The organism is Phycicoccus ginsengisoli, assembly GCF_054779295.1.
On the sequence record NZ_BAAGYN010000004.1, the window covers coordinates 123519 to 149998 of the forward strand.

The 26480-nt window shown below is 74.5% G+C and carries 25 protein-coding genes; 18 read left to right on the forward strand and 7 right to left on the reverse strand.

The window, feature by feature from the left end; translation table 11 throughout:
- Positions 1-96: 96 nt before the first annotated feature.
- Positions 97-2055 (reverse strand): adenylyl cyclase, encoded by a 1959-nt coding sequence (locus ACYVDO_RS07945; protein WP_460934516.1) that lies wholly within the window; start codon positions 2053-2055, stop codon positions 97-99.
- A gap of 79 nt (positions 2056-2134) precedes the next feature.
- Between ACYVDO_RS07945 and ACYVDO_RS07950 the strand changes: the two genes are divergently transcribed.
- Positions 2135-2653 (forward strand): aminoacyl-tRNA deacylase, encoded by a 519-nt coding sequence (locus ACYVDO_RS07950; RefSeq protein WP_460934518.1) that lies wholly within the window; start codon positions 2135-2137, stop codon positions 2651-2653.
- 29 nt (positions 2654-2682) lie between these two features.
- Positions 2683-2805, forward strand: a complete 123-nt coding sequence (locus tag ACYVDO_RS07955) for a hypothetical protein (protein ID WP_460934520.1) — start codon at positions 2683-2685, stop codon at positions 2803-2805.
- A 33-nt stretch (positions 2806-2838) separates the two neighbouring features.
- Here ACYVDO_RS07955 and hutU read toward each other — a convergent pair whose 3' ends face one another.
- Together hutU and hutH are read right to left on the reverse strand one after the other, a co-directional pair.
- Positions 2839-4497, reverse strand: a complete 1659-nt coding sequence (hutU, locus tag ACYVDO_RS07960; RefSeq protein WP_460934522.1) for a urocanate hydratase — start codon at positions 4495-4497, stop codon at positions 2839-2841.
- A gap of 134 nt (positions 4498-4631) precedes the next feature.
- Positions 4632-6197, reverse strand: a complete 1566-nt coding sequence (gene hutH, locus ACYVDO_RS07965; protein WP_460934524.1) for a histidine ammonia-lyase — start codon at positions 6195-6197, stop codon at positions 4632-4634.
- 166 nt (positions 6198-6363) lie between these two features.
- Between hutH and ACYVDO_RS07970 the strand changes: the two genes are divergently transcribed.
- From ACYVDO_RS07970 to ACYVDO_RS07985, 4 genes are all read left to right on the forward strand, one after another.
- Positions 6364-7080 (forward strand): hypothetical protein, encoded by a 717-nt coding sequence (locus ACYVDO_RS07970; RefSeq protein ID WP_460934527.1) that lies wholly within the window; start codon positions 6364-6366, stop codon positions 7078-7080.
- The gene (locus ACYVDO_RS07975; protein ID WP_460934529.1) at positions 7077-7802 is read left to right on the forward strand and encodes a helix-turn-helix transcriptional regulator; all 726 of its coding nucleotides are present in this window, start codon (positions 7077-7079) and stop codon (positions 7800-7802) included. Before ACYVDO_RS07970 ends, ACYVDO_RS07975 begins: the two co-directional genes overlap by 4 nt.
- Before the next feature lie 105 nt (positions 7803-7907).
- Positions 7908-8918 (forward strand): hypothetical protein, encoded by a 1011-nt coding sequence (locus tag ACYVDO_RS07980; protein ID WP_460934531.1) that lies wholly within the window; start codon positions 7908-7910, stop codon positions 8916-8918.
- Positions 8919-9048: 130 nt separating this feature from the next.
- Entirely contained in the window at positions 9049-9816 is a 768-nt protein-coding gene (locus ACYVDO_RS07985) for a hypothetical protein (RefSeq protein ID WP_460934533.1), read from the forward strand.
- A 173-nt stretch (positions 9817-9989) separates the two neighbouring features.
- Here ACYVDO_RS07985 and ACYVDO_RS07990 read toward each other — a convergent pair whose 3' ends face one another.
- From ACYVDO_RS07990 to ACYVDO_RS08005, 4 genes are read right to left on the reverse strand one after another with little or no spacing between them, the layout of a single operon-like run.
- The gene (locus ACYVDO_RS07990; protein WP_460934535.1) at positions 9990-10382 is read right to left on the reverse strand and encodes a universal stress protein; all 393 of its coding nucleotides are present in this window, start codon (positions 10380-10382) and stop codon (positions 9990-9992) included.
- 9 nt (positions 10383-10391) lie between these two features.
- The gene (locus ACYVDO_RS07995; protein ID WP_460934537.1) at positions 10392-12035 is read right to left on the reverse strand and encodes a tripartite tricarboxylate transporter permease; all 1644 of its coding nucleotides are present in this window, start codon (positions 12033-12035) and stop codon (positions 10392-10394) included.
- Positions 12035-12547 carry a tripartite tricarboxylate transporter TctB family protein gene (locus ACYVDO_RS08000; protein WP_460934539.1) on the reverse strand — a complete coding sequence of 171 codons (513 nt, stop codon included), beginning with the start codon at positions 12545-12547 and terminating at the stop codon, positions 12035-12037. Before ACYVDO_RS08000 ends, ACYVDO_RS07995 begins: the two co-directional genes overlap by 1 nt.
- Positions 12544-13554 (reverse strand): Bug family tripartite tricarboxylate transporter substrate binding protein, encoded by a 1011-nt coding sequence (locus ACYVDO_RS08005; RefSeq protein WP_460934541.1) that lies wholly within the window; start codon positions 13552-13554, stop codon positions 12544-12546. The genes ACYVDO_RS08000 and ACYVDO_RS08005 overlap by 4 nt, the downstream gene beginning before the upstream one ends.
- Before the next feature lie 130 nt (positions 13555-13684).
- Between ACYVDO_RS08005 and ACYVDO_RS08010 the strand changes: the two genes are divergently transcribed.
- The 12 genes from ACYVDO_RS08010 to ACYVDO_RS08065 all read left to right on the forward strand — a co-directional run bounded on the left by ACYVDO_RS08010 (position 13685) and on the right by ACYVDO_RS08065 (position 26470).
- Positions 13685-15304, forward strand: coding sequence for a sensor histidine kinase (locus ACYVDO_RS08010; protein WP_460934543.1), 1620 nt, complete (start codon positions 13685-13687; stop codon positions 15302-15304).
- A complete protein-coding gene (locus tag ACYVDO_RS08015; RefSeq protein ID WP_460934545.1) occupies positions 15301-16038 on the forward strand; it encodes a response regulator in 738 nt (245 codons plus the stop codon). The genes ACYVDO_RS08010 and ACYVDO_RS08015 overlap by 4 nt, the downstream gene beginning before the upstream one ends.
- A gap of 238 nt (positions 16039-16276) precedes the next feature.
- On the forward strand, positions 16277-16993 hold the full coding sequence (locus tag ACYVDO_RS08020; RefSeq protein ID WP_460935046.1) for an IclR family transcriptional regulator: 717 nt from the start codon (positions 16277-16279) through the stop codon (positions 16991-16993).
- Positions 16994-17184: 191 nt separating this feature from the next.
- Positions 17185-17934, forward strand: a complete 750-nt coding sequence (locus tag ACYVDO_RS08025; RefSeq protein ID WP_460934547.1) for a D-alanyl-D-alanine carboxypeptidase family protein — start codon at positions 17185-17187, stop codon at positions 17932-17934.
- A 15-nt stretch (positions 17935-17949) separates the two neighbouring features.
- Entirely contained in the window at positions 17950-18579 is a 630-nt protein-coding gene (gene mobA / locus ACYVDO_RS08030) for a molybdenum cofactor guanylyltransferase (RefSeq protein ID WP_460934549.1), read from the forward strand.
- Entirely contained in the window at positions 18576-19553 is a 978-nt protein-coding gene (locus ACYVDO_RS08035; protein WP_460934551.1) for an NAD(P)H-quinone oxidoreductase, read from the forward strand. Before mobA ends, ACYVDO_RS08035 begins: the two co-directional genes overlap by 4 nt.
- Positions 19554-19676: 123 nt before the next feature.
- Positions 19677-21005: an MFS transporter gene (locus ACYVDO_RS08040; RefSeq protein ID WP_460934553.1), complete on the forward strand. Its 1329-nt coding sequence runs from the start codon at positions 19677-19679 to the stop codon at positions 21003-21005.
- Positions 21006-21045: 40 nt separating this feature from the next.
- Positions 21046-21408 carry a DUF1304 domain-containing protein gene (locus ACYVDO_RS08045; protein ID WP_460934555.1) on the forward strand — a complete coding sequence of 121 codons (363 nt, stop codon included), beginning with the start codon at positions 21046-21048 and terminating at the stop codon, positions 21406-21408.
- Positions 21409-21539: 131 nt separating this feature from the next.
- Positions 21540-22262: a PadR family transcriptional regulator gene (locus ACYVDO_RS08050; protein WP_460934557.1), complete on the forward strand. Its 723-nt coding sequence runs from the start codon at positions 21540-21542 to the stop codon at positions 22260-22262.
- Positions 22259-22981, forward strand: a complete 723-nt coding sequence (locus ACYVDO_RS08055) for an ABC transporter ATP-binding protein (protein WP_460934559.1) — start codon at positions 22259-22261, stop codon at positions 22979-22981. The genes ACYVDO_RS08050 and ACYVDO_RS08055 overlap by 4 nt, the downstream gene beginning before the upstream one ends.
- Before the next feature lie 7 nt (positions 22982-22988).
- On the forward strand, positions 22989-25886 hold the full coding sequence (locus ACYVDO_RS08060; RefSeq protein WP_460934561.1) for an FtsX-like permease family protein: 2898 nt from the start codon (positions 22989-22991) through the stop codon (positions 25884-25886).
- A 62-nt stretch (positions 25887-25948) separates the two neighbouring features.
- Positions 25949-26470, forward strand: a complete 522-nt coding sequence (locus tag ACYVDO_RS08065) for a nitroreductase family deazaflavin-dependent oxidoreductase (protein WP_460934563.1) — start codon at positions 25949-25951, stop codon at positions 26468-26470.
- Positions 26471-26480: the final 10 nt, after the last annotated feature.

Sequence of the window (26480 nt, forward strand, 5' to 3'; positions counted from 1 at the left end):
ACCCCGGGCCGGATCGACCCGGCGCCCACCCACCCCGGGCCGGGTCGACCCGACCGGGTCGTGGAGATCCCGGGCGCGGGGCCCGGCCCGCGGGTCCTAGGGAGCGGGGTAGTCCTCCACGTAGACGGGCACCCCGACCCTGGTCCGGTCGGCGGCCGCGCCCACCCCGTTGACCACGTGGTCGAGGGTGCCGCCGTCGAGGTTCACGGTCAGTAGGTGGTGCAGCCGGACGCCCGGCGTCTGAGGCACCTCGAACCCGTTCTCGGTGTGGATCGAGGGGCTGTTGCGGTTGTAGACGTAGACGCCACCACCGAACAGCCGGTGCGCCTTCACGCCGTCGGCGACCTTGTACGCCGCCCAGCCGTGGATGCCGTCGTGGTCCCAGTCGGCCTGCGTGGGCGGGTCGTACGGCAGCTCGTTCTGGAAGAAGATCGTCGTGCCGCGCTCGCCGTTCCACACCACGTTGTGCTGCTGGAAGTGCTCGACGAACAGGCCGGTGGCGGTGACGTCGTCGCCGTTGACGACCACACCGGTGCGGCCGGTGTTGGTCCGCCAGCGGTCGGTGTCGCCGCTGACGCCGGCCGTGAACGGCTCGAGGCCGTGGTCGGCCCGCCAGACCCAGGTGTGGTCCACGAGGACGTCGTCGCTGTTGACCTCCAGGGCGGTGTCGGTGCGACCGATGTGCGGGCCGCCGACCCGGAAGTACACGTCCGAGAGGGTCGTCGGGTCGGTCGCGGCGTCGTGGGCGCGGCCCGAGTTGCCGTTGCGGGTGCCGACGCGCAGCAGGGCCGGCGACTCGACCGTGCCGGCGTCGACGGTGACGCCCGCGACGACCACGCCCGGGACGTCGGCGACGGTCAGCGGGATCGCGCCGCCGACCGAGGTGAGCGTCGCGTGGCCGAGACCGAGGACGACCGTGTCGGGGCGCTTGACGCTGATGCTGCGGTCGATGTCGTAGACACCGGGGGTCAGCAGCAGGTCGAGGCCGCGGGCGAGCTGGTTGTCGATCTCCTGCACCGGGGTGGCGGGGGTGGCCACGAAGAACCGGTCGAGCGGGACCGTCCGGCCGGGGGTCATGCCCTGACCCCAGGAGATTCCTCGGCTGTCGCGCTGGGCGGACGGGACGCGCACGGCATACCGGCCCTGGCCGTCGAGGAAGAGGTACGGCTTCTCCCGGCTCACCGGGGTGCGGTCGAGCGTGGTGTACGGCGGGTTCGGCCAGCCGGCCTCGGTGGGCGCACCGACCACACCGGAGAACACGGCGTTCCAGACGCCGTTGCTCCAGCCGCCCAGCTCGCTGTTGCGGGTGAACCACTGCTGCTGGGATCCGTTGATGGTGAACGGGATCCGTGAGTCGGCGATGAAGCCGCCACTGGCGTACTGCGGTCCGGCGGTGCAGTAGTCCATGAGCGAGAGGTTGGCGCCGGAGATGTCGACGCGCCGCATCGACACCGCCTGCGAGACGGCCCAGAAGTCGGCCGAGGCGCGGCAGCCGTCCTGCCCGGCGCCGTCGATGTGCAGGGTGAGGTTGGACAGCGTCCGCCAGAAGTTGTTGAGGGCAACGCAGTAGCTGGTGCCGCCGCCCTCGAGGCAGCGGTTGTAGACCTCGATCTTGCCGTTGATGGTCACGTCGCCCGGCGAGGCGCCGAGGCCGGCGATCTCGGTGTAGTAGCCGACCTTGACCTGCAGCGGCTGGGTGGCGGTGCCGTAGGTGCCCGGCCGGAAGAGGAACGCGTGCCGTGCGGTGCCCATCTCGTTGTCGACCTGCTGCGTGGCGAACGCGTCGAGGGTGGACTGGATCTGCGAGACCGGCATGCTCGGGTCGAAGACCGTCACGCCGGAGCCGAGGTCGGGGGCGGTCGCGCTGGTGCCGGGCGGTGGGGCCGCACCGGCGCTGGGGACGGCGAAGCCGCCGAGGGTCAGGGCTGCGGCGACGGCCAGGCCGAGGGAGGCCGCGCGGGAACGGACGGATCGGGACTGCGCGCGAGGGCGCGGACGGACGCGGTCGGGCACGGCGGACCTCTTTGTCGTCGAGGAGATGGTGACTCGTGTCATCCAGGGGCAGCGTGCTGGTCGCGGACGATCCGTGTCAAGGGATGGGGCGCGCGGTGGACCGCGCCCTAGGCTGCTGACCATGACGGGCGACGGAGCGGACCGGGCCGCGCAGGCCCTCGCCGACAGTGGCATCGAGCACACCATCACGCGGCACGGACCCGTGCGCTCGCTCGAGGAGGCGGCCGAGGCCCGCGGGCTCCAGCCCCGCGACGTGCTCAAGACCCTCGTCGTGCGGCGGGGGGCCGACGACTACCTCTTCGTCCTCGTGCCCGGCGGCCGCGAGATCTCCTGGCCCAAGCTGCGCGCCCACCTCGGCGTGAACCGGCTGTCGATGCCGGACGCCGAGACCGCCCGCGACGTCACCGGGTACGTCCGCGGCACGATCACGCCGTTCGGCTCGACCCACCCCTGGCCGGTGGTGGCGGACAGCTCGATCCTGGGCCGGCCGGTCTCGATCGGCGGGGGCGACCACGGCGTCGCCGCCACGGCCGACGCCGACGACCTCGTGCGCGTCCTGCGCGCCGACGTCGCCGACGTCACGGACGTCACCGACGTCACCGACGTCACCGACGTCACCGACGTCACCGACCCGGCATAGCCGGCTGGTTCCGCGGGTAGGGCCCGGCCATGCGCATCGGCAGCGTCGACGTCCGGCCGCTCGGCGGGGCAGCGGGCTGCCTCACCATGGTCCTGGTCTCGCTGCTGCTGTCCGTGCTGCTGACCGTCGGGCTCAACCTGCTCCTGCGCTGACGGGCGCAGCCGCGCCCCTGGCCCCGTCCCAGCTCACCCCTCCCGCGTAGGGATGCGGACGCCCTGCTGCTCGGCGGTGAGCTCGGCGATGTCGTAGCCCGCGTCGACGTGGCGGATGACGCCCATCGCGGGGTCGTTCGTGAGCACCCGGGCGAGCTTCTGCGCGGCGAGGTCGGTGCCGTCGGCCAGGGAGACCTGCCCGGCGTGGATCGACCGGCCGATGCCGACCCCACCGCCGTGGTGGATCGACACCCAGCTCGCGCCCGAGGACGTGTTGACGAGCGCGTTGAGCAGCGGCCAGTCGGCGATGGCGTCCGAGCCGTCGAGCATCGACTCGGTCTCGCGGTAGGGGCTCGCGACCGACCCCGTGTCGAGGTGGTCGCGGCCGATGACGATCGGGGCGCTCACCTCGCCGGTGCGGACGAGCTCGTTGAACGCCAGCCCCGCCTTGTCGCGCTCCCCCTGGCCGAGCCAGCAGATGCGGGCAGGCAGGCCCTGGAACGCGATCCGCTCCTGCGCGCCGCGGATCCACTGGTGCAGCCGGTCGTTGTCCGGGAACAGGTCGAGCACCGCGCGGTCGGTCGCGGCGATGTCCCTGGGGTCGCCCGACAGCGCGGCCCAGCGGAACGGGCCCTTGCCCTCGCAGAACAGCGGACGGATGTAGGCCGGGACGAAGCCGGGGAACTCGAACGCCCGGTCGTAGCCGCCGAGCCGGGCCTCGTCGCGGATCGAGTTGCCGTAGTCGAAGACCTCGGCGCCGCCGTCCTGGAACTCGACCATCGCCTGGACGTGCTTGGCCATCGAGGCCCGCGCCCGGTCGGTGAACTCCTCCGGCTTCCTCTCCGCGTAGTCGTGCCAGTCGCCGAGGTCGATCCCCTCAGGCAGGTAGGACAGCGGGTCGTGGGCCGACGTCTGGTCCGTGACGATGTCGATGTCGACCCCGCGGCGCAGCAGCTCCGGGAACACCGTGGCCGCGTTGCCCACCACGCCGATCGACCAGGCCCGCTTGTCCGCCTTGGCCTGCAACGACTTCTCGACGGCCTCGTCGAGCGAGGAGGCGACCTCGTCGAGGTAGCGGTGCTCGACCCGGCGGTGCAGGCGGCCGGGGTCGACGTCGACGATGAGGCACACGCCACCGTTGAGGGTGACGGCGAGCGGCTGCGCACCGCCCATGCCACCGCAGCCACCGGTCAGCGTCAGCGTCCCGGCGAGCGTGCCACCGAACTTCTTCTCGGCGACCGCGGCGAAGGTCTCGTACGTCCCCTGCACGATGCCCTGGGTGCCGATGTAGATCCACGACCCGGCCGTCATCTGGCCGTACATCGTCAGCCCGAGGTGCTCGAGCCGCCGGAACTCCGGCCAGGTCGCCCAGTCGCCGACGAGGTTGGAGTTGGCGATGAGCACGCGCGGCGCCCACTCGTGGGTCTGCATGACGCCGACCGGCTTGCCGCTCTGGACGAGCATCGTCTCGTCCTGCTTGAGCGTCGACAGCGTGCGCACCATGGCGTCGAACGACTTCCAGTCGCGCGCGGCGCGGCCGGTGCCGCCGTAGACGACGAGGTCGTCCGGGCGCTCGGCCACCTCGGGGTCGAGGTTGTTCATGAGCATCCGCAGCGGGGCCTCGGCCCCCCAGTGGGTGGCGTGGGTGAGGGCGGTGCCGCGCGGTGCGCGGACGGGACGGGCGCCTTCCATGACGTTCTCCTTTCGCGCCGGAGAAGGGGCACTTCTCCGGCTGGGGGTGGAAGGTTCTGGCTGGACCTGGAGTTTGGGCACTTCTACGGGACGAGGGCGGGGCGCCAGGGGGCGCAGGGTGTATGCCGGGGGCTTCAGTCGAGGGGGCCGGTGACGGACTCGGCCGCGACGACGGCGGCGCCGCTCGCGACGAGCTGCACCGCGACCTCGATCTCGGGGGCGAGGAAGCGGTCGGTGCCGGGGCCGGGGGCACCGGCCTCGCGGAGCGCCCGGACCACGGCCGCGGTGGCCGGGGCCGGCTGCAGCGGGGCACGCAGGTCGAGGGCGCGGGCCGCCGTGAGCAGCTCGATGGCGAGCACTCGGGTGAGGCCGTCGACCGACCGGCGCAGCTTGCGGGCGGCGGACCACCCCATGGAGACGTGGTCCTCCTGCATGGCCGAGCTCGGGATCGAGTCGACCGAGGCCGGGGCCGCCAGCCGCTTGAGCTCGGAGACGATCGCCGCCTGGGTGTACTGCGCGATCATGTGTCCGCTGTCGACACCCGGGTCGTCGGCGAGGAACGCATGCAGCCCGTGGTTGCGCGAGACGTCGAGGAACCGGTCGGTGCGGCGCTCGGAGATCGAGGCGAGGTCGGCGGCCACGATCGCGAGGAAGTCGAGCACGTAGGCGACCGGCGCCCCGTGGAAGTTGCCGTTCGACTCGACCCGGCCGTCAGGGGTCACGACGGGGTTGTCGACCGCGGAGGCGAGCTCGAACCCCGCCACGGTCGCGGCGTACTCCACCGTGTCGCGCACGGCCCCGGCCACCTGCGGCGAGCAGCGCAGCGAGTAGGCGTCCTGGACCCTGGTGCACGCCTCGGGGTCGCGATGGCTGTCGCGGATCGGGCTGTCCTGCAACAGCTTCCGGAGGTTGGCGGCGGAACGCGCCTGCCCCGGCTGCGGGCGCAAGGCGTGCAGGTCGGCGGCGAAGACGTCGTCGGTCCCGAGCTGGCCCTCCACGCTCATCGCGGCCGTGACGTCGGCGACGGTGAGCAGCCGGCGCAGGTCGGTAATCGCGAGCACCAGCTGGCCGAGCATCCCGTCGGTGCCGTTGATGAGGGCCAGGCCCTCCTTCTCGCGCAGCTCGACCGGCGCGATGCCGGCCGCCGCGAACGCCTGCGCCGTCGGCATCCGCTCCCCCGCGGCGTCCCGCACCACACCCTCGCCCATGAGGGCGAGCGCGCAGTGCGAGAGCGGGGCCAGGTCGCCGGAGCAGCCGAGCGAGCCGTACTCGTGCACCACCGGCGTGATGCCGGCGTTGAGCATCGCGACGTAGGTCGACAGGGTCTCCTCGCGGACACCGGTGCGGCCGGTGGCGAGGGTGGAGATGCGCAGCAGCATCAGCGCCCGGACGACCTCGCGCTCGACCTCGGCACCCGAGCCCGCGGCGTGCGAGCGGACCAGCGAGCGCTGCAGCTGGGCGCGCAGCTCGACGGGGATGTGCCGGGTGGCCAGGGCGCCGAACCCGGTCGAGACGCCGTAGTGCGGCTGGGTGTCGTCGGCCAGCGCCTCGATCACCGCGCGGGTCCGCCGGACCTCCTCGAGTGCTGCGGGGACGATCTCGACGCGCGCGTCGTGCCGCGCCACGGCGACGACGTCGTCGACGGTGACCGATCCGGTGCCGACGGTGACGGTGGCGACGGAGGGCGACGTGGTGGTCATGCCTCCCATTGCAGCCGAGGCGAGCCGCGCGCGGGCCCTGCGCAGGCGGCATACCGTCTCGGATGTGAGACGAGGGCCTCGTCGCGGAGAACTCACCCGCACTCTCTAGTATTTCTCCAAAATGTTTGTAACTATGGAGACCTGCCCATCGACCCGGGAGTGCGCCATGACCCCACCGACCGTCCTCTACGCGGACTTCTCCTGCCCGTGGTCCTACCTCGCCCACCGCCGGCTGGAGCTGCTGGGCGCGCCGTTCGAGCTCCGGGCCGTCGAGCACGACCCGTGGCAGGCCAGGCCGTCGAGGACGCGCGAGGACGAGTTCTCCTGCCTGCGTGAGGAGCTCGACCGGCTGAGCTGGTTCCTGCTCCCCGGGGAGGAGCTGCCGCACCTCCTGCGCGGCTTCGTCCCCCACACCCGGGCCGCAGTGTCCGGGTATGCCGAGTGCTACGGCGCGGGGGTGGCGGACCTCGCCGCACCGCTGCTCTTCGACGGGTTCTGGCGCCACGGCCTGGACCTGTCCGACCCGGTCGTGGTGCGCCTCCTGCTCGCCGACGCCGTCGAGTCCGGGACCTCGCCGAGCGACCCGCTGCGACGCTGGGGCCACTGCGTGGACGTCACGGGCGGACCGATGACCAGCCTCGCCTGGCGACTCGTCGGGGCGTGGCGGCGGGAGTGGAGCGGCTTCGACAAGGAGGTCGTGCCCCTGCTCGTCCTCGGCGACGGGGAGGTCCGCCACGGTGTGGACGCGGTCGAGCACCTCGGCCGGGCGGTCATGGCCGCCGGGATCGACCCCGCCACCGAACCCACCCGGCGGGAGCCCGGGCCCCGCCCGCCCCTCGACGGCTACGGGCGCCCCCAGGTGCTCTACCCGACCCCCGCGTGACGACGGACCAGGCCGCGCTCGGGCCCACCCGCACCCGGGTGCTGCGGGTCCTGCGCGAGACGGGGCGTCCGGTCAGCGCCGCCGAGGTCGCCGGGCGGCTGGGCGTCCACCCCAACAGCGCCCGCTTCCACCTCGATGCGCTCGTCGACGAGGGGATGGTCGAGCGGGGCGCCGAGGACCGCTCCACCCCCGGCCGCCCCACGGTCCTGTATGCCGTGTCCCCCGACCTGCCGGCCGAGGACGGTGGCTGGCGTGAGCTCGCCACCATCCTCGCGCAGGCACTGGCGAGCCCGCTCCCGTCCGCGGCCGGCGCGGCCGAGACCGCCGGGGAGGCCCACGGCCGGGCCCTGGCCACCCGTCGCGCGACTGCTGGACGCGCGACGACCGGAGGTGTGACTGCCGGACGCGCGACTGTTGGACGCGCGACGACCGGAGGTGCGACGAGCCGACGCGCGCCCTCGGACGCGCCGGCCGAGGTGGCCGAGGGGCTGCGCCGCCTGGGCTTCGAGTCCACGGTCCGCTCCACCCGCACGGGGGCCCGGATCGAGATCCGACCCTGCCCGTTCCTGGACCTCGCGCGCTCCCACGGCGAGGTGGTCTGCGGCGTCCACCGGGGGCTGGTGTCCGGCATGCTCGGTGAGCTCGACCCCTCGCTGGCACTCGACGGGCTCCAGCCGTTCGAGCGGCCCGACCTGTGCGTGGCACGGATCCGGAGGAGCTGACCGCCGGCAGGAACGGGCGCGCGTCCCGGCGGCAGACGCCGGCGACTCCCTCGTCATCGGCGCTGCGGCCCGGTAGGTTTCGCCCACGGCAACGGAGGGGGAACCGTGTTCAAGAAGCTCAACGACGCGCGCAAGGCCATGCGGGACGGACCGGGGCTCACAGCCCGGCTGGCACCTGACGACGCGGTCGTGGTCGACGCGCCCGCCGACTTCGCGCTCCCGGCGGTCGAGTCGGCCCTGCGGGGGGACCACGAGCCGGCGGCCGAGCTGCTGGCCTGGACCCGGGAGAACAGGGCCTGGGGCGACCGCAGCCACCTGGTCGCCACCCTCGGCAACGCCTCGCTCCAGTCACCGCAGTGGCTCGAGGCCTGGCAGGCCGTGGCACCCGACGACCCCGACCTCGCGGTCGTGCAGTCCCGGCTCCTGGTGGAGCAGGCGTGGGAGCAGCGCAGCCACGCCCGCGCCCAGGACGTCAGCTCCGAGCAGTTCGAGGCGTTCCACACGACGCTCGCGGACGCGACGGCCCAGATCCAGCGGGCGGTGGACCTCTCATCGGGCGACCCCGAGCCGTGGGCGCTGGCGATCGTCCACGCCCGTGGCCTCGAGGCGCCGGCCGACGTCCTGCGCGGCTACGTCGAGTCGCTGTGGGAGCTGGACCGGTACCACTACGAGGGCAGCTCCCAGGCGATGCAGTTCCTGGCCAAGAAGTGGTTCGGCTCGCACGAGCAGATGCACGCGTTCGTCGCGGAGGCAGTGGACGGCGCACCCACGGACTCGCGCATCCAGGAGCTGCCGCTGGACGCCGTCCTGGAGCACCTGGCCGAGGACCCGTCCACCGCCCTGACGCAGGACCCCGGCCGGGTCGACGAGGCCGTGCGCCGGGCCCAGGCCTACGTCGAGGCGAACCCCGACGCCGGGCACCACTTCACGGCGCAGGCCCGCAACGTGCTGGCCCGGGTGCTGTTCCACCTCCACCGCTTCGACGAGGCCTACGACCAGCTGGTGGCGGTCGGGCCGCACGCCACCGAATTCCCCTGGGGCTACTGGGGCGACGCCCGGGAGGAGTTCCTCACCTATCGGCGGCACGTCGTCACGAAGAAGGCCGCCTCGTCATGAGCGCGAGCGCCTCGTGACCGGTTGCCCCCAGGACCCAGGGCACGGCGTGACCGCGAGGGCCTCGCGACCGGTTGCCCCTCACGACCGGGGCATGGCATGACCGCGAGCGCCTCGTGATCCGGCGCAGCCCATGACCGCGATGGTCCTCATGGTCAGGGCCGCGCCCGCGGACCTCGAGCGCCGCGCCGTGTGGGCGCTGTCGACGGTGCGCATCGCTCCCTCGAGCGTGCCGGGCTGGACCCTCGTCGACGTCGGCTCACAGGACCAGGCAGCCCTCGAGCGGGTCGCCGAGGAGGTGAGCAGGGCCGGCCCGGGCCTCCTGCTCGTGGTCGGGGAGTGGCGCAGCGCGCTGCAGCTGTGGGCCCGGGGCCGGCGACGGGCCACCGTGGGCTGGACTGCCGGGAAGGTGAACGGCGTGGACGCCGAGGTGGCCCGGGTGACGGCGGCCGAGCTCGAGCGGTGGCTCGGCGCCGACCCACGACCGCTGGTGCTGCTGCTGCGGTCGCCGGCCTATCCCGACGAGGGCTGGCGGGGCCTGGCGACGGCGCTGGACCTGCCGGTGCCGCCCGGCTTCCCCTACCGCGGGGCGGGCGCGCTCGACTCCGCCCACGCCCAGGTGCTCGAACGCCGGACCCTGCTCGAGGCCGCCGCGGACGACCACGGCTCCGGTCACCTCCCGTCGGCGCCCGACCGGTCCCCGGAGCCCGCCTGGCGCCTCGCCGGGCGCATCGTGCTCGTGCTGGTGTTCGTCTCCGGCATCGCCTGGACGCTCGGCCGGGACGACCCCCGCTACGTCACGGTGGTGGCCCTGGTCCTGGCGACCGTCGCGAGCGTGCCCGAGGTCGTCCGGCAGGTCGGCCTGCGCCGCCGCCGTACCGGACGTGCCGACCCCGGGTGACGGACCGCCCCGCCGTCCCCGACGTCCCGATGTCCCGACGTCCCCGAGGCAGCCGACGGCGCCGGCTCGACGAGAGGACGCGACCTGCTGAACGGCGGGGGCTTCGGTCAGCGTGTCGCGTCCTCTCGACCGGGCTCTTGACCGGACTCGCGGCACCGGCGGCTCCGGACCGGTCAGGCGGGCTTGACCGCCAGGACCGGGCACGGGGCGTCGAGCAGCACGCGCTGCGCCGTCGACCCGAGGATGAGCTTGCCGACGGGCGTGCGGTGACGCAGCCCGATGACGAGCACCGAGGCGTCGACCTCGCGCGCCACTGCGAGCAGCGCCTCGGCAGGATCGCTGCCCTCCTCGACCCGGCGCACGCTGGCATCGAGGCCGAGCTCGGCCAGGTCACGGCCGACCCGGGCGAGCTGGTCGTCGGCCGCCCGGTGCGCGTCGGCGAGCACGTCGTCGCGCGACATGTTGACCACGACCAGCGGCTCGTGCCGCCGCCGGGCCTCCTGCGCGGCGTGCGAGAGCGCCGCCTCGCCGAACGCGTTGGGGACGTACCCCGTGAGCACCGTCATCGTTCCTCCTCAGCCGGCCCAGCCGGGTTCGCTGCCACCACGACCGGACTGCGCGACCGCGGCCCGTGCGTCGACCGGCCGCTCGTGCGAGCCCGTCGCGTCGAGGTCCGCGCGCGCCGAGCCGTCGCCGCTGCCGTCACCAGCACCGGGGCGGTCACCGCCACCGCCACCGCGACCACGTCGCAGCAGCGCACCGATCAGCGGCCAGGCGAGGGCCAGCACGATGAGCACGTAGCAGACCCAGGCCACCGGCCCGCCGACGAGCCCGGAGATGTCGCCACCGGTGAGCTGGAGCGACTGCCGGCCCTTGCGCTCGACGAGCGGCCCGAGGATGACGCCGACGATGAGCGGCAGCACCGGGAGACCGAACCGCCGCATCGCGAACCCGAGCAGACCCAGCACGAGCAGCAGCCACAGGTCGAACGGCTGGCTGTTCACGGCATACGCACCCATGGACGCGAAGAACAGGATGCCTGCGTAGAGGTAGGGCCGCGGGATCTGCAGCAGCTTGGCCCACGCGGGCGCGAGGGGCAGGTTGAGCAGCAGCAGCATCGTGTTGCCGATGAACAGGCTGGCGATGAGCGCCCAGACCAGCGCCGGCTCCTTGGTGAGCAGCAGCGGGCCGGGCTCGATGCCCCAGCCCTGGAGCGCGGCGAGCATGATCGCGGCCGTGGCGTTGGTCGGCAGGCCGAGGGCGAGCATCGGTACGAGGGTCCCTGCGGCGGAGGCGTTGTTGGCCGCCTCCGGCCCGGCGACGCCCTCGATGGCGCCCCTGCCGAACTCCTCGGGGTGCTTGGAGAGCTTCTTCTCGGCGGTGTAGGACAACAGGGTCGGGATCTCCGCGCCGCCGGCCGGCATCGCCCCGAAGGGGAAGCCGAGCAGGGTGCCGCGCAGCCACGGCTTCCACGAGCGCGACCAGTCGTTGCGGCCCATCCACGGGCGTCCGACGGGGATGACCTCGCCCGCCTTGCGCCGCAGGTGCGCCGCGACCCAGAGGGCCTCGCCGACCGCGAAGATGCCGACCGCCACCACGACGACGTCGATGCCGTCCGCGAGCTGCGGCAGGCCGCCGGTGAGCCGCTGCTGGCCGGTGACGAAGTCGATGCCGACGACGCCGATGGTCAGGCCGACAAGCAGCGAGGCCAGGCCGCGCACGCGGGAGGCGCCGAGCACTGCGGTGACGCCGGTGAAGGTCAGCAGGATGATCGCGAGGTACTCCGGCGCGCCGAGGCTGATCGCGAACTTGGCCACCTGCGGCATGAGGAAGACGATCCCGAGGGTGCCGATGGTGCCGGCGATGAAGGACCCGATGGCCGAGGTCGCCAGCGCCTGGGCGGCCCGACCCGTCTTGGCCATCTTGTTGCCCTCGATGGCCGTGACGACCGACGCGGACTCGCCCGGGGTGTTGAGCAGGATCGAGGTCGTCGAGCCGCCGTACATGCCGCCGTAGAAGATGCCGGCGAACAGGATCAGGCCCTCGACCGGTTGCAGCCCGTACGTGATGGGCAGGAGCAGGGCGACCGTCATGGCCGGCCCGATGCCCGGCAGGACACCGACAGCGGTGCCGACGGTCACTCCGAGCAGCGCGATGAGGAGGTTCGTCGGCGACAGGACGTCGCCGAAGCCCCCGAGGAGGCTCAGGAGGTTGTCCATCAGAGGATTCCCTGGAGGATGCCGGCGGGCAGGTTGACCCCGAGCCCGACGGCGAACGCGTAGAAGGTGATGAGCGACAGGGCCACCCCGGCCGCGAGGCCGCGGACGTGGTGACGGTTGCCGAGCGCGAAGGCCGAGCCCGCGAAGAGGAGCGCCCCGCTGATCACCCAGCCGAGCGGCTCGATGAGGACGGCGTTGAGCGCGAAGGCGGCGATGAGCAGGCCGATCGTGCGCCAGTCGACGCGCGTGGAGAGGTCGATGTCCTCGCCCTCCTCCGCCTCACCGGCGCCGCCCCGGGCGACGTCGATCGCGTAGAAGGCTGCGACGACGATGAGCAGGGCCCCCAGCAGGATCGGCATCGGCTTGGGGCCGACCGGGTCGTTGCTGCTCGTGACGTGGCCGAGCCGGCTGGCGTCGAAAAGGACGTAGGCGCCGAGCAGGGCAAGGCCCGCGCACAGTCCGTACTGTGCGCGGTCCTTGACCTGCGGGGGGCCCGAGGTGGGCTGGGTCATGCCAGGCCGAGCTGCTTGAGGATCGCGGCGACGTCCTGGTCCTGCTGCTTGAGGAAGGAGCTGAACTCGTCACCGGTCTGGAAGGCGTCGGTCCAGCCGCGCTTCTTCTCCTCGTCCTTCCACGCCTGCGTGTCGTGCATCTTCGTCAGGGCGTCGGTCCAGGCCTTGGTGTCGGCGTCGGAGATGCCGGGGGGCGCCACGATGCCGCGCCAGTTGGTGAAGACGAGGTCGATGCCCTGGTCCTTGAGCGTCTTGACGTCCTTGAGCGCCTCGATCGGCTGCTCGCTGGTCACCGCGAGCACGCGCACGTCGCCGGCCTCGACCTGGTCGAGGAACTCGCCGAACCCGCTGGCGCCGAACGCGATCTTGTTGCCCAGCAGGGCCGGCAGGAGCTCGCCGCCACCGTCGTAGGAGACGTAGCTGACCTGCTTGGGGTCGATGCCGACGGCCTTCGCGAGCTGCATCGGCAGGAGGTGGTCGGGACCACCCGGGGAGGAGCCGCCGCCGACGGCCATCTTCTTCGGGTCGGCCTTCCACGCGGCGACGAGCTGGTTGATGTCCTTGTAGGGCGAGTCCTTCGGCACGACGATGGCGCCGGCCTCCTCGATCAGCTTGGCGATCGGGGTCGTGTCCGCGAGCGTCGCCTTGGACTTCTGGGTGTAGGCCGCGCCGACGACGCCCAGCCCCATCTGCATCGCGAGCTTGCCGTTGCCCTTCTCGTTCACGACGCGCTGCAGGCCGACGGTGCCGCCGGCACCGGGCAGGTTGAACACCTGCACCTGGCCGGTGATCTTCTCGGCCTCCATGACCTTGGCCGCGGTGCGGGCGGTGGTGTCGTAGCCGCCGCCGGGGCTGTTCGGCACCATGAGCTGCAGCCCCGTCGCGGGCTTGCCACCCTCGGAGGAGGCGGCGGCGGCACCCTTGTCGGCCGTGGCGCCGCAGGCGCTGAGCAGCAGGGCGGCCACGGCGGTGGCGGCCGCGAGGGCGGTCGTGGGACGGGCTCTCATCGTTGAGACCTTTCGTCGTGCAGGACGTGCAGGGGGGAGACTTCCGCTCGCGGGGAGGCGAGCGCCATGATCGTGACGGCCGCGTCCCCGGCCCGTCCCCCTTCTGTCAGCAGTGAAGGTTGAGTTCATAGTGTTCGCACGCCGGCGCCGACGCCCCACCCTGGCCGGCCAGCTGCTCGTCCTGCAGCTGGCGGTGGTCCTCGTCGTGCTCGTCCTCGTCGGTGCAGTGTCGCTCGCCCAGTCCGAGGCGACGTTCCGGGGGGTCGAGGGCCGTCGGGTGAGCGCGCTCGCCGAGCAGCTGGGTGGCAACCCGCTCGTGCGGTCCAACCTCGCCACCCCCTCGACCCGCACGGGGCTGGCCACGCTGGGGCAGTCCGTGGTGACGCAGTCCCGAGTGACGTCGGTGACCTTCGCCGACGCCGACGAGGACGTCCGCACCTCGACCGACCCTTCACTCGAAGGCGTCCGGATACCGTTGCCCCGCAAGGCCGTCGCCGACGGCGCGAGCTGGTCGGGGACGCTGGAGCTGTTCGGGCAGCGCCAGCTCGTGAGCCAGGTCCCGGTCTTCAGCGTCGCGGACGGGCACGTCGGCGAGCACCTCGGCACCGTGATGATCACCGAGGCCTTCCCGTCGGCCTGGCAGCGCCTGCGTGGCGCGTCGTCCTACCTGCTCACCTACCTCGGCACCGCCCTCATCGTCGGGCTCGTCGGGTCCTGGCTGCTCGCGGAGCGGATCAAGCGGCAGACCCTCGGCATGGAGCCGGAGGAGATCACCGGCCTCGTCGAGCACCGCGAGGCCCTGCTCTACGGCATCGCCGAGGGCGTCGTCGCGCTCGACCCGCAGGGACGGATCACCCTCGTCAACGACGTCGCGCGCCGGCTGCTCGACCTGCCCGAGCACGCCACCGGGCTGAGCCTGGCCGACCTGCGGATCACCGGCCGGCTGCTGTCGGTGCTCACCGGCGACGGCGAGGCCGCCGACGAGGTCGTCGTGCGGCGCGGCCGGGTGCTGGTCATGAACCGGATGGCCGTCGACAAGGACGGCCGGCACCTCGGCACCGTCACCACCCTGCGCGACCGGACCGCCCTGGCCGCGCTCGAGCGCGAGCTCGGCTCGTTCCGCAGCAGCACCCAGCTGCTGCGGGCCCAGCGGCACGAGTTCGCCAACCAGCTGCACACCATCAGCGGGCTCATCCAGATCGGCGAGTACGACGAGGTCGTGCGCTACGTCGACGCCGTCAGCGAGCGCCGGCACTCCCTCGACCTGTCGGTGAACAGCCGGGTCCGCGACCCGGCGGTGGGCGTGCTCCTCATGGCCAAGGCGTCGGTCGCGGCCGAGCGCCGGGTCGACCTGCGGATCAGCGACGACACCTCGCTGGACCGGCTCGACACCGAGGACTCCGCCGACGTCGCCACCGTCGTCGGCAACCTCGTCGACAACGCGATCGACGCAGCGGCCGGCAGCACCGGCTCGTGGGTCGAGGTCGGCATCGCCCACGACCGCACCACGGTCCGGATCACGGTGCGCGACTCGGGGCCCGGCGTCGCGGCCGACGTCGCCGACTCCGTCTTCGAGCAGGGCGTGACCAGCAAGACCGAGGGCCAGGACGAGCACGGCATCGGGCTGGCCCTGACCCGGCTGGTCTGCCGCCGTCGCGGCGGCGAGGCCGGCTTCCACAACACCACCGAGGGAGCGGTCTTCACCGCGCACCTCACCGTCACCCCCGTCCCCGAGACGGTGACCCGGTGAGCGGCCCGACCCCCGACCGGGCCCGCGGGCCGGCGGCCGGAGACGGCATACGGGTCCTCATCGTCGACGACGACTTCATGGTGGCGCGCGTGCACACCGGGTTCGTCGACAAGGTCGAGGGCTTCGAGGTCGTCGGCGTCGCCCACACCGCGGCCGACGCGCTGGCCGAGGTCGCGGCGCACCGCCCCGACCTCGTCCTCCTCGACATGTACCTGCCCGACCGCTTCGGCCTCGACGTCCTCGGCGAGCTGCGCAGCGCCGGGAAGGACTGCGACGTCATCGTCATCACCGCCGCCCGCGAGCTCGACGCCGTGCGCGGGGCCATCCAGCGCGGCGTCGTCGACTACGTGCTCAAGCCGTTCGGCTTCCAGGACCTGCGCGAGCGCCTCGAGCGGTATGCCGCGCAGCGCCAGCTCCTGCGCGACGACGCCGGGCGGGTGGGCGGGCAGGTGGCAGGGCAGCACGACATCGACCGCGTGCTGGCCCGGGCGGGTTCGGGCGCCGGGGCCGGCGCGTTGCCCAAGGGCCTGAGCCCCGAGACGGTCGCGGTCGTCGCCGACGCGCTGCGCACGGCGGACGGCACGCTGTCCGCGACCGAGGCCGCCGAGGCCGTGGGCATCTCGCGGGTCAGCGCCCGGCGCTACCTGGAGTACTTCGTCACCACCGGCCGGGCCGAGGTCAGCCTGCGCTACGGCAGCACCGGGCGCCCGGAACGGCGCTACCGCCGTGCCTGAGCGCGAGGGGGCGGCCGGCCCGGGCCCCATGGCGTCGGCAGCCCCGGCCGGCGAGGCGGGCAGTGCCGGAGCCGCCGGCGGTGCGGGGAGTGACGGGGCCGTCGGGGCAGCCGGTGCCGGCGAGGAAGGCAGTGCCGGCGGGGCGGGCAGTGCCGGCGAGGCAGCGGGGGCCGGGTCCGGGCGGGCCGGCTCCCCCACCAACGCCCCCGCTGCGCGGCACGCCCTCGACGTCCTCACCCTGCTGGCGCGGCACACCGAGCCGCTGCCGGCCGGCGCGATCGCCCGCGACCTCGGCCTGCCCCGGTCGACGACCTACCACCTGCTGGCGGTGCTGCGGGACGCCGGCTTCGTGACCCACCTGCCCGAGGACCGCCGCTACGGCCTGGGGGTCGCGGCGTTCGAGCTGGGCTCGGCCTACCAGCGGCAGGCGCCCCTGCAGCGGATCGCCCGGCCCCTGCTCGGGCGGCTCGTCGACGCGACGACGCACAACGCCCACCTCGCGGTCCTGCACGGCCGCGACGTCCTCTACGTCATCGAGGAGCGCGCCCCCGGACGGCCCCTCCTCGTCACCGACGTGGGGGTGCGGCTGCCCGCGACCCTCACCGCGAGCGGCCTCGCCATGCTCGCGGCCCTGCCCCCGGCTCAGGTGCGGGCCCTCTTCCCCCACCGGGACGCCCTGGTCCAGCGCGACGGCCGCGGTCCGGCCAGCGTCACCGAGCTGCGCCGGGAGCTCGCCGCCGTCCGCACCCGCGGGTACGCCACCGAGGACGGGTCGGTGAGCCCCGGGCTGGCCTCGGTCGCGCGCGCGGTGCTCGACCACACCGGCCACCCGGTCGCCGGCGTGGCGGTGACGTTCCCCCGCGACGAGGTCGACGCGGCCGAGCAGGAGCGGCTCGTCGCCGCCGTCACCCGCACGGCCACCACGCTCACGGCCCGCATCCGCGGGGTGCGCTGAGCTCCCGGACCGACGTCCTGCGCCTGCCGCCGCTCACCGCCACCGTTCACCGTCACGGTGGGCCGACAGCGCCCCGGGGCGGCGTTCCGTCCACCATCGGCGACCCCCGGTGGTCGACACGTGCGTGTCCGGCGAGGGCCCCACGTCGCCGGCGCTCCTGCCACAATGCGCGAGGGGCCCGAGGGGGACGGATGGAGACGACGCACGAGTCAGGGGGACGACGCCGACGCCGGCGCCTGCGCTGGGCGGCCGGCGCAGCGGTCGTGCTGCTCGCCGCCGGCGGCACCGCCGGGTACGCCGCCTGGCACCGGGACGCCGGTTCGGGGTCAGCGGCGAGTGCCGTGGCCGCGGGCTCGACCGGTGGCCCGGCGCGGGGCGGACCCGCACCTGGCGCCACCGCCGCCACACCGGAGGCAGGCCCGTCCCGGGCCGGCCCGACCACACCGCGCCCCACGGCCCCCCGCCCCCCGTCCACCACGACGCGCCCGACCGGGTCCGGCGGGTTCGCCCCGGTCGTGACCGACCGCATCCCCGAGCCGAGCGTCAGCATCGCCCTGAGCGCACCCGTGCCCGGCACGACGAACATGCAGCCCTCCGCGGCGCGCGCGTTCGGCCGGGCCTTCGCAGCCGCCCGGTCGGCGGGGCTGTCGCCGCAGATCCGGTCCGCCTGGCGCAGCCGGGCCTACCAGCAGGTGCTCTTCGACCGCGCGGTCGCGCAGTACGGCTCGGCCGCCGAGGCCGGCAAGTGGGTGCTGTCACCCGGCCGGTCCGCCCACGTCAAGGGGTACGCCGTCGACGTCCACCCGCAGGCGGTCGCCGCCTGGCTCGAGGTGCACGGGCCGGCGTACGGGATCTGCCGCACGTACGACAACGAGTGGTGGCACTTCGAGTACCTCGCCACCTCGCACTGCCCGCCCCGGCTGCCGACCGCCGCCGGTTGACCCCACAATGGCGAGGTGCCCGACACCCCCGTGACCGCCGTCGTGCTCTGCGGCGGCACCGGCCGGCGCTTCGGCGGCGACAAGACCCGGGCCGAGCTCGGCGGCACGAGCATCCTCGACCACCTGCTCGACGGCGTCCCCGCCGGCTGGACCGTGCTGTGCGTCGGTGACCGCCGCCCGACCACCCGCGACGTCACGTGGCTGCGCGAGGACCCGCCCGGTGGCGGCCCCGTCGCCGCCCTGGCCGCTGCCCTGCCGCACGTCGCGACCCCGGTCCTCGTCGCCCTCGGTGGCGACATGCCGTATGCCGCGCCGGCGGCCCCCCTGCTCGTGGCCCGCCTCACCGCCGGAGGCACCGTCGCGGACGCGCACGGCTCCGGCCGGGGCGAGGCCGGCGGCGACGGCACGGACCCCGGCGTCGAGGTGGTGGCCGCCCGCGACCCCGGCGGACGGGTGCAACCGCTCCTCGCGGCATACCGGGTCGACGCCCTGCGCGCAGCGGTCCCGGAACCGGCCGCGGGCGCACCGCTCATGCGGCTGCTCGACCGCCTGCGGGTCGAGGCGGTCGAGGTCGCCGACCCCGCCGCACTCGACGTCGACACCCCGGACGACCTCGAGCGGGCACGCCATAGGCTCGAGTCGTGAAGGCGATCACGATCCCCCAGCCCGGCGACGCCGACTCCCTCGTCCTCGCGGACGTGCCCGACCCCGAGCCGGCGGCCGGCGAGCTGCGGATCCGCGTGGCGGCTGCCGGGGTCAACCGGGCGGACGTCATGCAGCGGCTGGGCCACTACCCGCCCCCGCCCGGCGCGCCCGAGTACCCGGGCCTGGAGGTGAGCGGCACCGTCGACGCCCTCGGTGAGGGGGTCGGGGGCTGGGCCGTCGGCGACGAGGTGTGCGCCCTGCTGTCCGGTGGCGGCTACGCCGAGCTCGTCTGCGTGCCGGCCGGGCAGGTGCTGCCGGTGCCCGAGGGCGTCTCGCTCGAGGAGGCGGCCGCGCTGCCCGAGGTCGTGAGCACCGTCTGGTCGAACGTGTTCATGACCGCCAACCTGCTCCCCGGCCAGACCCTGCTCGTCCACGGCGGCTCGTCCGGGATCGGGACCATGGCCATCCAGCTGGCCCGCGAGGTCGGGGCGCACGTCGCCGTGACCGCCGGGACCGCCGAGAAGCTCGAGGCGTGCCGCGCGCTCGGCGCCGAGGTGCTGGTCAACTACCGCGACGAGGACTTCGTCGAGCGCGTGCGGGCGGCCACCGGCGGCGCCGGGGCCGACGTCGTGCTCGACAACATGGGCGCGAAGTACCTCGCCCGCAACGTCGACGTGCTCGCGCCGAACGGCCGGCTCGTCGTCATCGGACTGCAGGGCGGCCGCACGGCCGAGCTCGACCTCGGCAAGCTCCTCGCCAAGCGGGCCGCCGTCATCGCGACCTCGCTGCGGGCGCGCCCCGCGAGCGAGAAGGCGACGATCGTGGCCGCCGTCCGCGAGCACGTCTGGCCCCTCGTCGAGGCAGGCCGGGTGCGCCCGGTCGTGCACCAGCGGTTCGCCCTGGCCGACGCGGCCGCCGCCCACCGTGCGCTCGAGGAGAGCGGCCACATCGGCAAGATCCTGCTCACGACCTGACGCGGTCGGGGCCGCTCCCGGACACGCGTATCCTTGGGGGAGCAAAGGGTTCTGGTGCGTCTTGGAGGCGGGTGCGGCGCACGCCGGTTTCGGCGTCCCCCGCCCCGCACAGAACGAGAACCCGTGTCACCCATCGCCTCCTACCGCCGCCTGTTCTCGGTGGCCGGTCCCGCCTACGTCGTCACCGCCTTCCTGGCGCGGCTCCCCCTGGCCATGAGCCAGATGGGCGCCCTCCTGCTCGTGTCCCACACCACCGGCTCGTATGCCGCGGGCGGCCTCGCCGCCGGCACGCTCGCCGTCGTCAGCGCCGTCGCCTCACCGCTGGCCGCCGCCCTGGCCGACCGGGTCGGGCAGCGGCCCGTCCTGCTCGTGCAGTCCGTCGCCTCGGGCCTGGGGCTCCTCGCGCTCGTGGCACTGGCCGCGGCCGACCGCCCTGCGGCGGTGCTCGTCACCGCGGCCGGCGTGACGGGGGCCTTCCTGCCCCAGGTGGGGCCGATGGCGCGGGTGCGCTGGCGCCCGCTGACCGCCGGCCAGGGGGCGCTCCAGCCGCGGCTGGTCTCGACCGCGTTCTCCTACGAGGGCGCGGCCGACGAGGCCTCCTTCGTCCTCGGTCCGGCGCTGCTCGGGGTGCTCGTGTCGGCCGTCGCGCCCGGGGCCGGGCTCGTCCTCGCGGCCGCGCTGCTGCTGGCCTTCGGGACCGCCTTCGCGCTGCACGACTCCGCCCGCCTCACCCACGCGGTCCGGGCCGCCGCCGGTGGGCGGACCCGCCTGTGGACGGCGCCCCTGGCCGTCCTGCTGCTCGCCCAGCTGCTCATCGGCACCGTCTTCGGGTCGGTGCAGACCGGAACCGCCGTGCTGGCCACCAGCGCCGGCCACCCCGGCAGCGCGGGGCTCGTCCACGCGCTCCTCGGCGTGGGCAGCGTCGCAGCAGGGGTGGCGCTCGCGGCGGTGCCCGAGCGCATCGCCCTCACCACGCGGCTGCTCGTCGCCGCCTCGGGGCTGCTGGTCCTGTCGCTGCCGCTGCTGCTCGTCGACTCGCTGGGGGCGCTCGTCGCCGTCGTCCTGCTGCTCGGCTTCGTCGTCGCGCCCTACATGATCACCACCTTCACCCTGGGCGAGCGGGTCGCCCCACCGTCCCGCGTCGGCTCGGTGATGACCCTGCTCGCGGCCTCGACCGGGCTGGGCTACGCGGTCGGGTCCGGGGTCGCCGGGCGGCTCGCGGACGACTCGGGCCACGGGGCCGCGTTCGCGGTCGCGGTCGCCGCCACCGGCACCGCGCTGGTCGTCGCCCTGGTCGCCCGGGCGGTGCTGCGCCGGTTCGACCAGGTCCAGGCGGACGCCGTCGCGGCGCCCCGCACCGAGTCGCTCGTGACCGAGGTGGCCGAGGTGGCCGGCGCGGTCGCGGCCGCGCGGGTCGAGGGCGCGGGCGCGTCGGCGAGCCGCCGCTCCTGAACGCCCTCGCGGCCGTCGAGGCCGTGACACGCTGGCCGGCATGACCCTGATCGCCACCGTCCTCGTGGCCCTCGTCGCCCTCCTCCACGGGTACATCGTCGTGCTCGAGATGGCGCTGTGGACCACGCCCCGCGGCCGGGCCGCCTTCGGGAACAGCCCCGAGTTCGCCGCGTCGACCCGGGTCCTGGCCGCCAACCAGGGCCTGTACAACGGCTTCCTCGCGGCCGGGCTGGTGTGGAGCCTGGTGGGGCCGGAGCACCTGCGGTTCGGGTTCGCGGTCTTCTTCACCTCGTGCGTCGTCGTGGCCGGGATCTACGGCGCCGCCACCGCGAGCCGGCGGATCCTGCTGGTCCAGGCGCTGCCCGGCGCCCTGGCCCTCGCCGCCGTCCTGCTCGCCGGCTGACGAGCGGCCCCGTCACCGTCGCACCGCATCGCGGGGCCTTGACGGGAGGGCGACATACTCGGTATACCTCTCCTCACCAGTGCCCATACCGGGTATGCAGGGGACGCACCACCAGGGGATGGAGGGCCGGCATGTCGGTGAAGCAGGGCCTGCTGGCCCTCCTGGCGACCGAGCCGATGTACGGCGCGCGGCTGCGGACCGAGTTCGAGGCCCGGACCGGCGGCACGTGGCCGCTCAACGTCGGGCAGGTCTACACGACCCTGGCCCGGCTCGAGCGCGACGGCCTGGTCGAGGAGGTCGGCGCCGACGACGAGGGCCGGATCACCTACCGGCTCACGGCGGCCGGCCGGCAGGAGGTCGCCCGCTGGTGGCTCTCGCCCGTCGACCGGGAGACCACGCCTCGGGACGAGCTCGTCATCAAGCTCGCCCTCGCCGTGACGGTCCCCGGGGTCGACGTCCGCCGCGTGGTGCAGACCCAGCGCACCGCCACGCTGCGGCACCTGCAGGACCTCACCCGCCTGAAGCAGCGGGCCACGACCTCGCGCGAGGCCGCCACCGGCGACGGTGACGCCGACCTCGCCTGGCTGCTCGTCCTCGAGAACCTCATCTACGCCGGTGAGGCCGAGGTCCGCTGGCTCGACCACGTCGAGGCCCGGCTGGCGCGGGAGGCGACGCGACCGCGTACGGCACCCGCCGCGCAGGCCACCTCGGCACCCGGCACGGGCGACGACGCCCGGGCCGACACCAGCAGCACCGACCTCAGCGGCACCGACCACAGCAGCACCGACCACAGCACCGACCGGGCCGCGGCACCCGCCGCGGCCGCGCACCGCACCACCGGGGGGAACCGATGAGCGACACCATCCTGCGGCTGGAGGACGTCACGCGCGTCCACGGCACCGACACCACGGCCGTCCGGGCGCTCGCGGGCGTCAGCCTCGACGTCGCGGCCGGCGAGCTGGTGGCGGTCATGGGCCCCAGCGGCTCCGGCAAGTCCTCCCTGCTCAACCTCGCCGGCGGCCTCGACGCGCCGACCACCGGCCGGGTCGTCATCGAGGGCCAGGACCTCGGCCAGCTCAAGAAGGACGGGCTGGCCCGGCTGCGGCGCCGGCGGGTGGGCTTCGTCTTCCAGGACTTCAACCTCATCCCCTCGCTCACGGCCGTCGAGAACGTCGCGCTGCCGCTCGAGCTCGACGGCACCCGGGTCGGCAAGGCCCGGCGGATCGCCATGGACGCGCTCACGACCATCGGCGTGGCCGAGCTCGCCGACCGCTACCCCGACAAGATGTCGGGAGGCCAGCAGCAGCGGGTCGCCATCGCCCGGGCCCTCGTCGGGGACCGGCGGCTGGTCCTCGCCGACGAGCCGACGGGCGCCCTCGACAGCACCACCGGCGAGGGGGTGCTGCGCGTCCTGCGCGAGCGCTGCGACGCCGGGGCGGCGGGCCTGCTCGTCACGCACGAGGCGCGGCACGCCGCGTGGGCCGACCGGGTGGTGTTCCTGCGCGACGGCGTCGTCGTCGACAGCACCGGCACGCCCGCGCGCGCCGAAGAGCTCCTCGAGCCCACGGCCTGAGCCCGCCATGGCCACCATGACCCCGCCCCTGGCCCAGCCCGCTGAGGCGCCGGAGGGCCGGCGACCGGACGACGCCCCGTCCTCGCGCTGGTCGCGCTGGCGCGCCTCGTGGGCCGTCGCCCTGCGCATGGCCCGCCGTGACCTGCGCCGGCACCGCGGCCGCTCCGTCCTCGTCTTCCTCATGGTCGCCGTCCCGGTGGGCCTCATCGCGGCTGCCGCGACCCTGGGCTCCACCGAGCAGACCGACAGCGCCGACCGCGTCAGCGCGCTCATGGGGTCGGGGCAGGCGCTGCTCCAGGGACCCGCGGTCGGGAAGGTCCAGCAGGGGCCCGACCCCAACCAGAGCGGGATGGGCTACAGCGAGGACGACCCCGCGACCCCCGTCCCCGGGTTCCCGGCGGTCGGCAAGGACACCGGCACGGACACCGGGAAGGCCGACCCGGTCGAGGCCAGGGCCGAGGCGATCGGGCGGCTCCTCGGGGGCAAGGTCGTGGCCGTGGGCGAGACCCAGGTGCGCCTCGTCCTCGGCGAGCGGCGGGTGCGCGTCAACGGTCTCGTCGTCGACCCCAGGACCGCCGACCTCGGCGGCAAGGCGAGGCTCTCCTCCGGCACCTGGGGGGCCGGCCCGGACGAGGTCGTCGTCACCCCCGCGGGTGAGCGCAAGGGGCTGCCGCGCTCCGGGACGGCGACGCTGTCGGCAGGGGGCACCGAACGCACCGTCCGCGTCGTCGGCACCGGGACGGGCTACCAGGAGTCCGGCGGCCAGCCCGACTTCATCGTCGCGTCGCTGCCCCGGGGGGCCGGTCCCGACTCCACCGGCATCGGCGGCCCGGGGTCGTGGGTCGTCGTCGGCCCCTCCGCCGTGACGTGGAAGGACGTGCAGCGGCTCAACACCTACGGGTTCACCGTCTTCAGCCGGCACGTCCTGCAGGACCCGCCGCCGGACAGCGAGGTCCCGGCCGACCTGCGCCCGCAGCAGGGCTTCACCCAGCAGACCGACCGGATGATCGCGGTCCTCGGCGGCGCCATGCTCTTCCTCATCACGACGCTGCTCGTCGGGCCGGCGTTCGCGGTCAGCGCGGCCCGCCAGCGCCGCACCCTCGCGCTCGCCGCCACCAACGGCGCGGAGGTCCGCCAGCTGCGCCGCACCGTCCTCGCCCAAGCCCTCGTCCTCGGCGTCCTCTCCGCCCTCGGGGGCGTGGCGCTCGGCATCGCCGCCGTCTGGGTGGGCCTGCGGTGGTGGGTCTCCACCCATCCGTCCACCAGCTTCGCGGCGCTGTCGCTGGACCTCCCGTGGACGGCCCTCGCCATCCTCGTCCCGTGCGCCGTCCTCAGCGCGGTCGTCGCGGCTCTCGTGCCGTCCCTGCGCCTGGGCCGGCTCGACGTCATCGGGGTCATGCGCGGCCAGAGCGTCTCGCCCCGGCTCAACCGGGTGATGCCCGTCGTCGGGCTCGTCGCTGCGGCGCTCGGGGGCGTGGTGGTCGTGACCGGCGCGCGGATGCAGTCGGGTGGCGACATCCGGGTCACGCTCGGCGCGATCGCCCTCGTCCTCGGCACCCTGCTCGTCGTCCCGGCGCTGCTGGTGGGCGTCGGAAGGCTGGCTGCCCACCTGCCCGTCGCCCCGCGGATGGCCACCCGCGACGCGGCCCGGCACCGCTCGCGCTCGACCCCCACGGTCGCGGCGATCCTCGCCGGCGTCGCCGCCCTCACGGCCTTCAGCATCGGCCTCGCCAGCGACACCCAGCAGCAGATGGCGACCTACACCCCTCAGGCGCTCCCCGGCGAGGCGACGATCTTCACCGGTGACGCCGAGGCCAGGCTCTCCGTCGCGGCGGCCCTCAAGGAGGTGGGCGACGGCCTGCGCGCCACGCCACTGTCCATCGTGCGCGGGGAGCAGGACCCCATGGGCGGTCCCGGCGCCCCGACGGCGACGGCGCAGCCGTTCGTCACTGCGGTCCTCGACGGCTGCACGGTCCAGGCCTCGATCGCCCAGGAGGGGAACGACGGCCGGTGCGTCAAGCTCGGCTCCCTCGCCTACGACAACGGGTTCGTCGGGGTGCTCCCGGCAGCCGAGGTCGCGAGCCGGCTGCACCTGACCGGCGCGCAGCGCGCCACCCTCGAGAGCGGCGGGATCGCCGTGGCCGTGCCGGCAGTCGCGTCCCTCCCCTCCGTGCGGATGGCCAGCGGCACGTTCGTGCTCGACCAGGGCACGTATGCCGCGAGCCAGGTCCGCACAATGCGCACCGACGAGCTGCCGGTGGTCCCGGTGGCCGCCGCCAACCGTGGGAACGGCGCGATGCCCAGCCAGACGGGCGCGTTCGTCACGCCGGAGACGGCGCGCAAGCTGGGCTGGCCGACCACCCAGGAGATGGTCCTGCTCCGCACGGCCGACGGCGGCACGATCGACGAGGCGACGCAGAAGCGGCTCGACGAGCGCCTCGGCGACGAGGGCGGCCTCTACGTCGAGCGCGGGTTCCAGCGCTACGACGAGGTGGTCATGCGGATCATGATGGGCGTCGCCGCGGCGCTGGTGCTCGTCGTCACGCTCATCTCGACCGCACTGTCCCTGGCCGAGCAGCAGGGCGACCTCGGCACCCTCGCCGCGGTCGGGGCGACGAAGGGCACCCGACGCCGGTTCGCCGCCGCCCAGGCGATCGTGACGGGGCTGCTCGGCGCCCTGCTCGGCATCGCCGTGGGTCTCGTCCCCGGCATCGCCATCTCGTACCCGCTGACCGTCCAGGGCAGCTTCGACCCGGCGACCGGGATGGAGGTCGCGGGGCGGCACTACCTCTCGATCCCCTGGCTCCCGCTGCTGCTCGTCGCCGTGGGGGTCCCGCTGCTGGCGGGGCTGCTGTCGGCCGTGGCGATCCGCACGGCGCCCCTGGTCACCCGGCGGGCGGACTGAGACCGCCCACCGCGCGGCGCTGGTCGGGGGGCCGGCGCCGCGCGGTGGGCTACCGTCCGGGCATGGGACTGTGGGCCGACCTCGACCTGCCGCCGGTCCGGGTCGGCCGCGCACGGCGGGCGCTGCACGCGCTCGCCGCCACCGCACCCGGTGCCCGCGTCGCCAGCCGGGTGGCCCCGCCCCTGGACACGGCGGTCCGCCGCCTCGCCGGGGGGCGCACCGCCGCGGAGGCGGTCGCGGGTGTCCCCACCATCACCCTGCGCACCCGTGGCGCCCGCAGCGGCAGGGAGCGCCACAACCACCTCTTCGCCATCCCCTGGGAGGCCGACCTCGTGGTCATCGGGTCGAACTTCGGCGGTGCGCGCACCCCCGGGTGGGTCCACAACCTGCGCGGTTCCGCGAGCGCGGTGGTCACGCACCGCGACCGCTCCGTGCCGGTCAGCGCCCGGGCCCTCAGCGGTGCGGAGGCCGAGCGGGCCTGGGAGGTGGCAGCCTCCGTCTACGCCGGCTACGCGGCATACCGGCAGCGGGCGGGCGACCGCACCGTCACCGTCTGGCTCCTTCGGCCCGCTCCGCCCGGCTGAGGCAGGATGG

Coding starts and splice junctions, on each gene's coding strand:
- ACYVDO_RS07945 (WP_460934516.1), bottom strand. CDS start 2,055: ATGACACGAGTCACCATCTCCTCGACGACAAAGAGGTCCGCCGTGCCC.
- ACYVDO_RS07950 (WP_460934518.1), top strand. CDS start 2,135: ATGACGGGCGACGGAGCGGACCGGGCCGCGCAGGCCCTCGCCGACAGT.
- ACYVDO_RS07955 (WP_460934520.1), top strand. CDS start 2,683: ATGCGCATCGGCAGCGTCGACGTCCGGCCGCTCGGCGGGGCAGCGGGC.
- hutU (WP_460934522.1), bottom strand. CDS start 4,497: ATGGAAGGCGCCCGTCCCGTCCGCGCACCGCGCGGCACCGCCCTCACC.
- hutH (WP_460934524.1), bottom strand. CDS start 6,197: ATGACCACCACGTCGCCCTCCGTCGCCACCGTCACCGTCGGCACCGGA.
- ACYVDO_RS07970 (WP_460934527.1), top strand. CDS start 6,364: ATGACCCCACCGACCGTCCTCTACGCGGACTTCTCCTGCCCGTGGTCC.
- ACYVDO_RS07985 (WP_460934533.1), top strand. CDS start 9,049: ATGACCGCGATGGTCCTCATGGTCAGGGCCGCGCCCGCGGACCTCGAG.
- ACYVDO_RS07990 (WP_460934535.1), bottom strand. CDS start 10,382: ATGACGGTGCTCACGGGGTACGTCCCCAACGCGTTCGGCGAGGCGGCG.
- ACYVDO_RS07995 (WP_460934537.1), bottom strand. CDS start 12,035: ATGGACAACCTCCTGAGCCTCCTCGGGGGCTTCGGCGACGTCCTGTCG.
- ACYVDO_RS08000 (WP_460934539.1), bottom strand. CDS start 12,547: ATGACCCAGCCCACCTCGGGCCCCCCGCAGGTCAAGGACCGCGCACAG.
- ACYVDO_RS08005 (WP_460934541.1), bottom strand. CDS start 13,554: ATGAGAGCCCGTCCCACGACCGCCCTCGCGGCCGCCACCGCCGTGGCC.
- ACYVDO_RS08025 (WP_460934547.1), top strand. CDS start 17,185: ATGGAGACGACGCACGAGTCAGGGGGACGACGCCGACGCCGGCGCCTG.
- ACYVDO_RS08045 (WP_460934555.1), top strand. CDS start 21,046: ATGACCCTGATCGCCACCGTCCTCGTGGCCCTCGTCGCCCTCCTCCAC.
- ACYVDO_RS08050 (WP_460934557.1), top strand. CDS start 21,540: ATGTCGGTGAAGCAGGGCCTGCTGGCCCTCCTGGCGACCGAGCCGATG.
- ACYVDO_RS08055 (WP_460934559.1), top strand. CDS start 22,259: ATGAGCGACACCATCCTGCGGCTGGAGGACGTCACGCGCGTCCACGGC.
- ACYVDO_RS08060 (WP_460934561.1), top strand. CDS start 22,989: ATGGCCACCATGACCCCGCCCCTGGCCCAGCCCGCTGAGGCGCCGGAG.
- ACYVDO_RS08065 (WP_460934563.1), top strand. CDS start 25,949: ATGGGACTGTGGGCCGACCTCGACCTGCCGCCGGTCCGGGTCGGCCGC.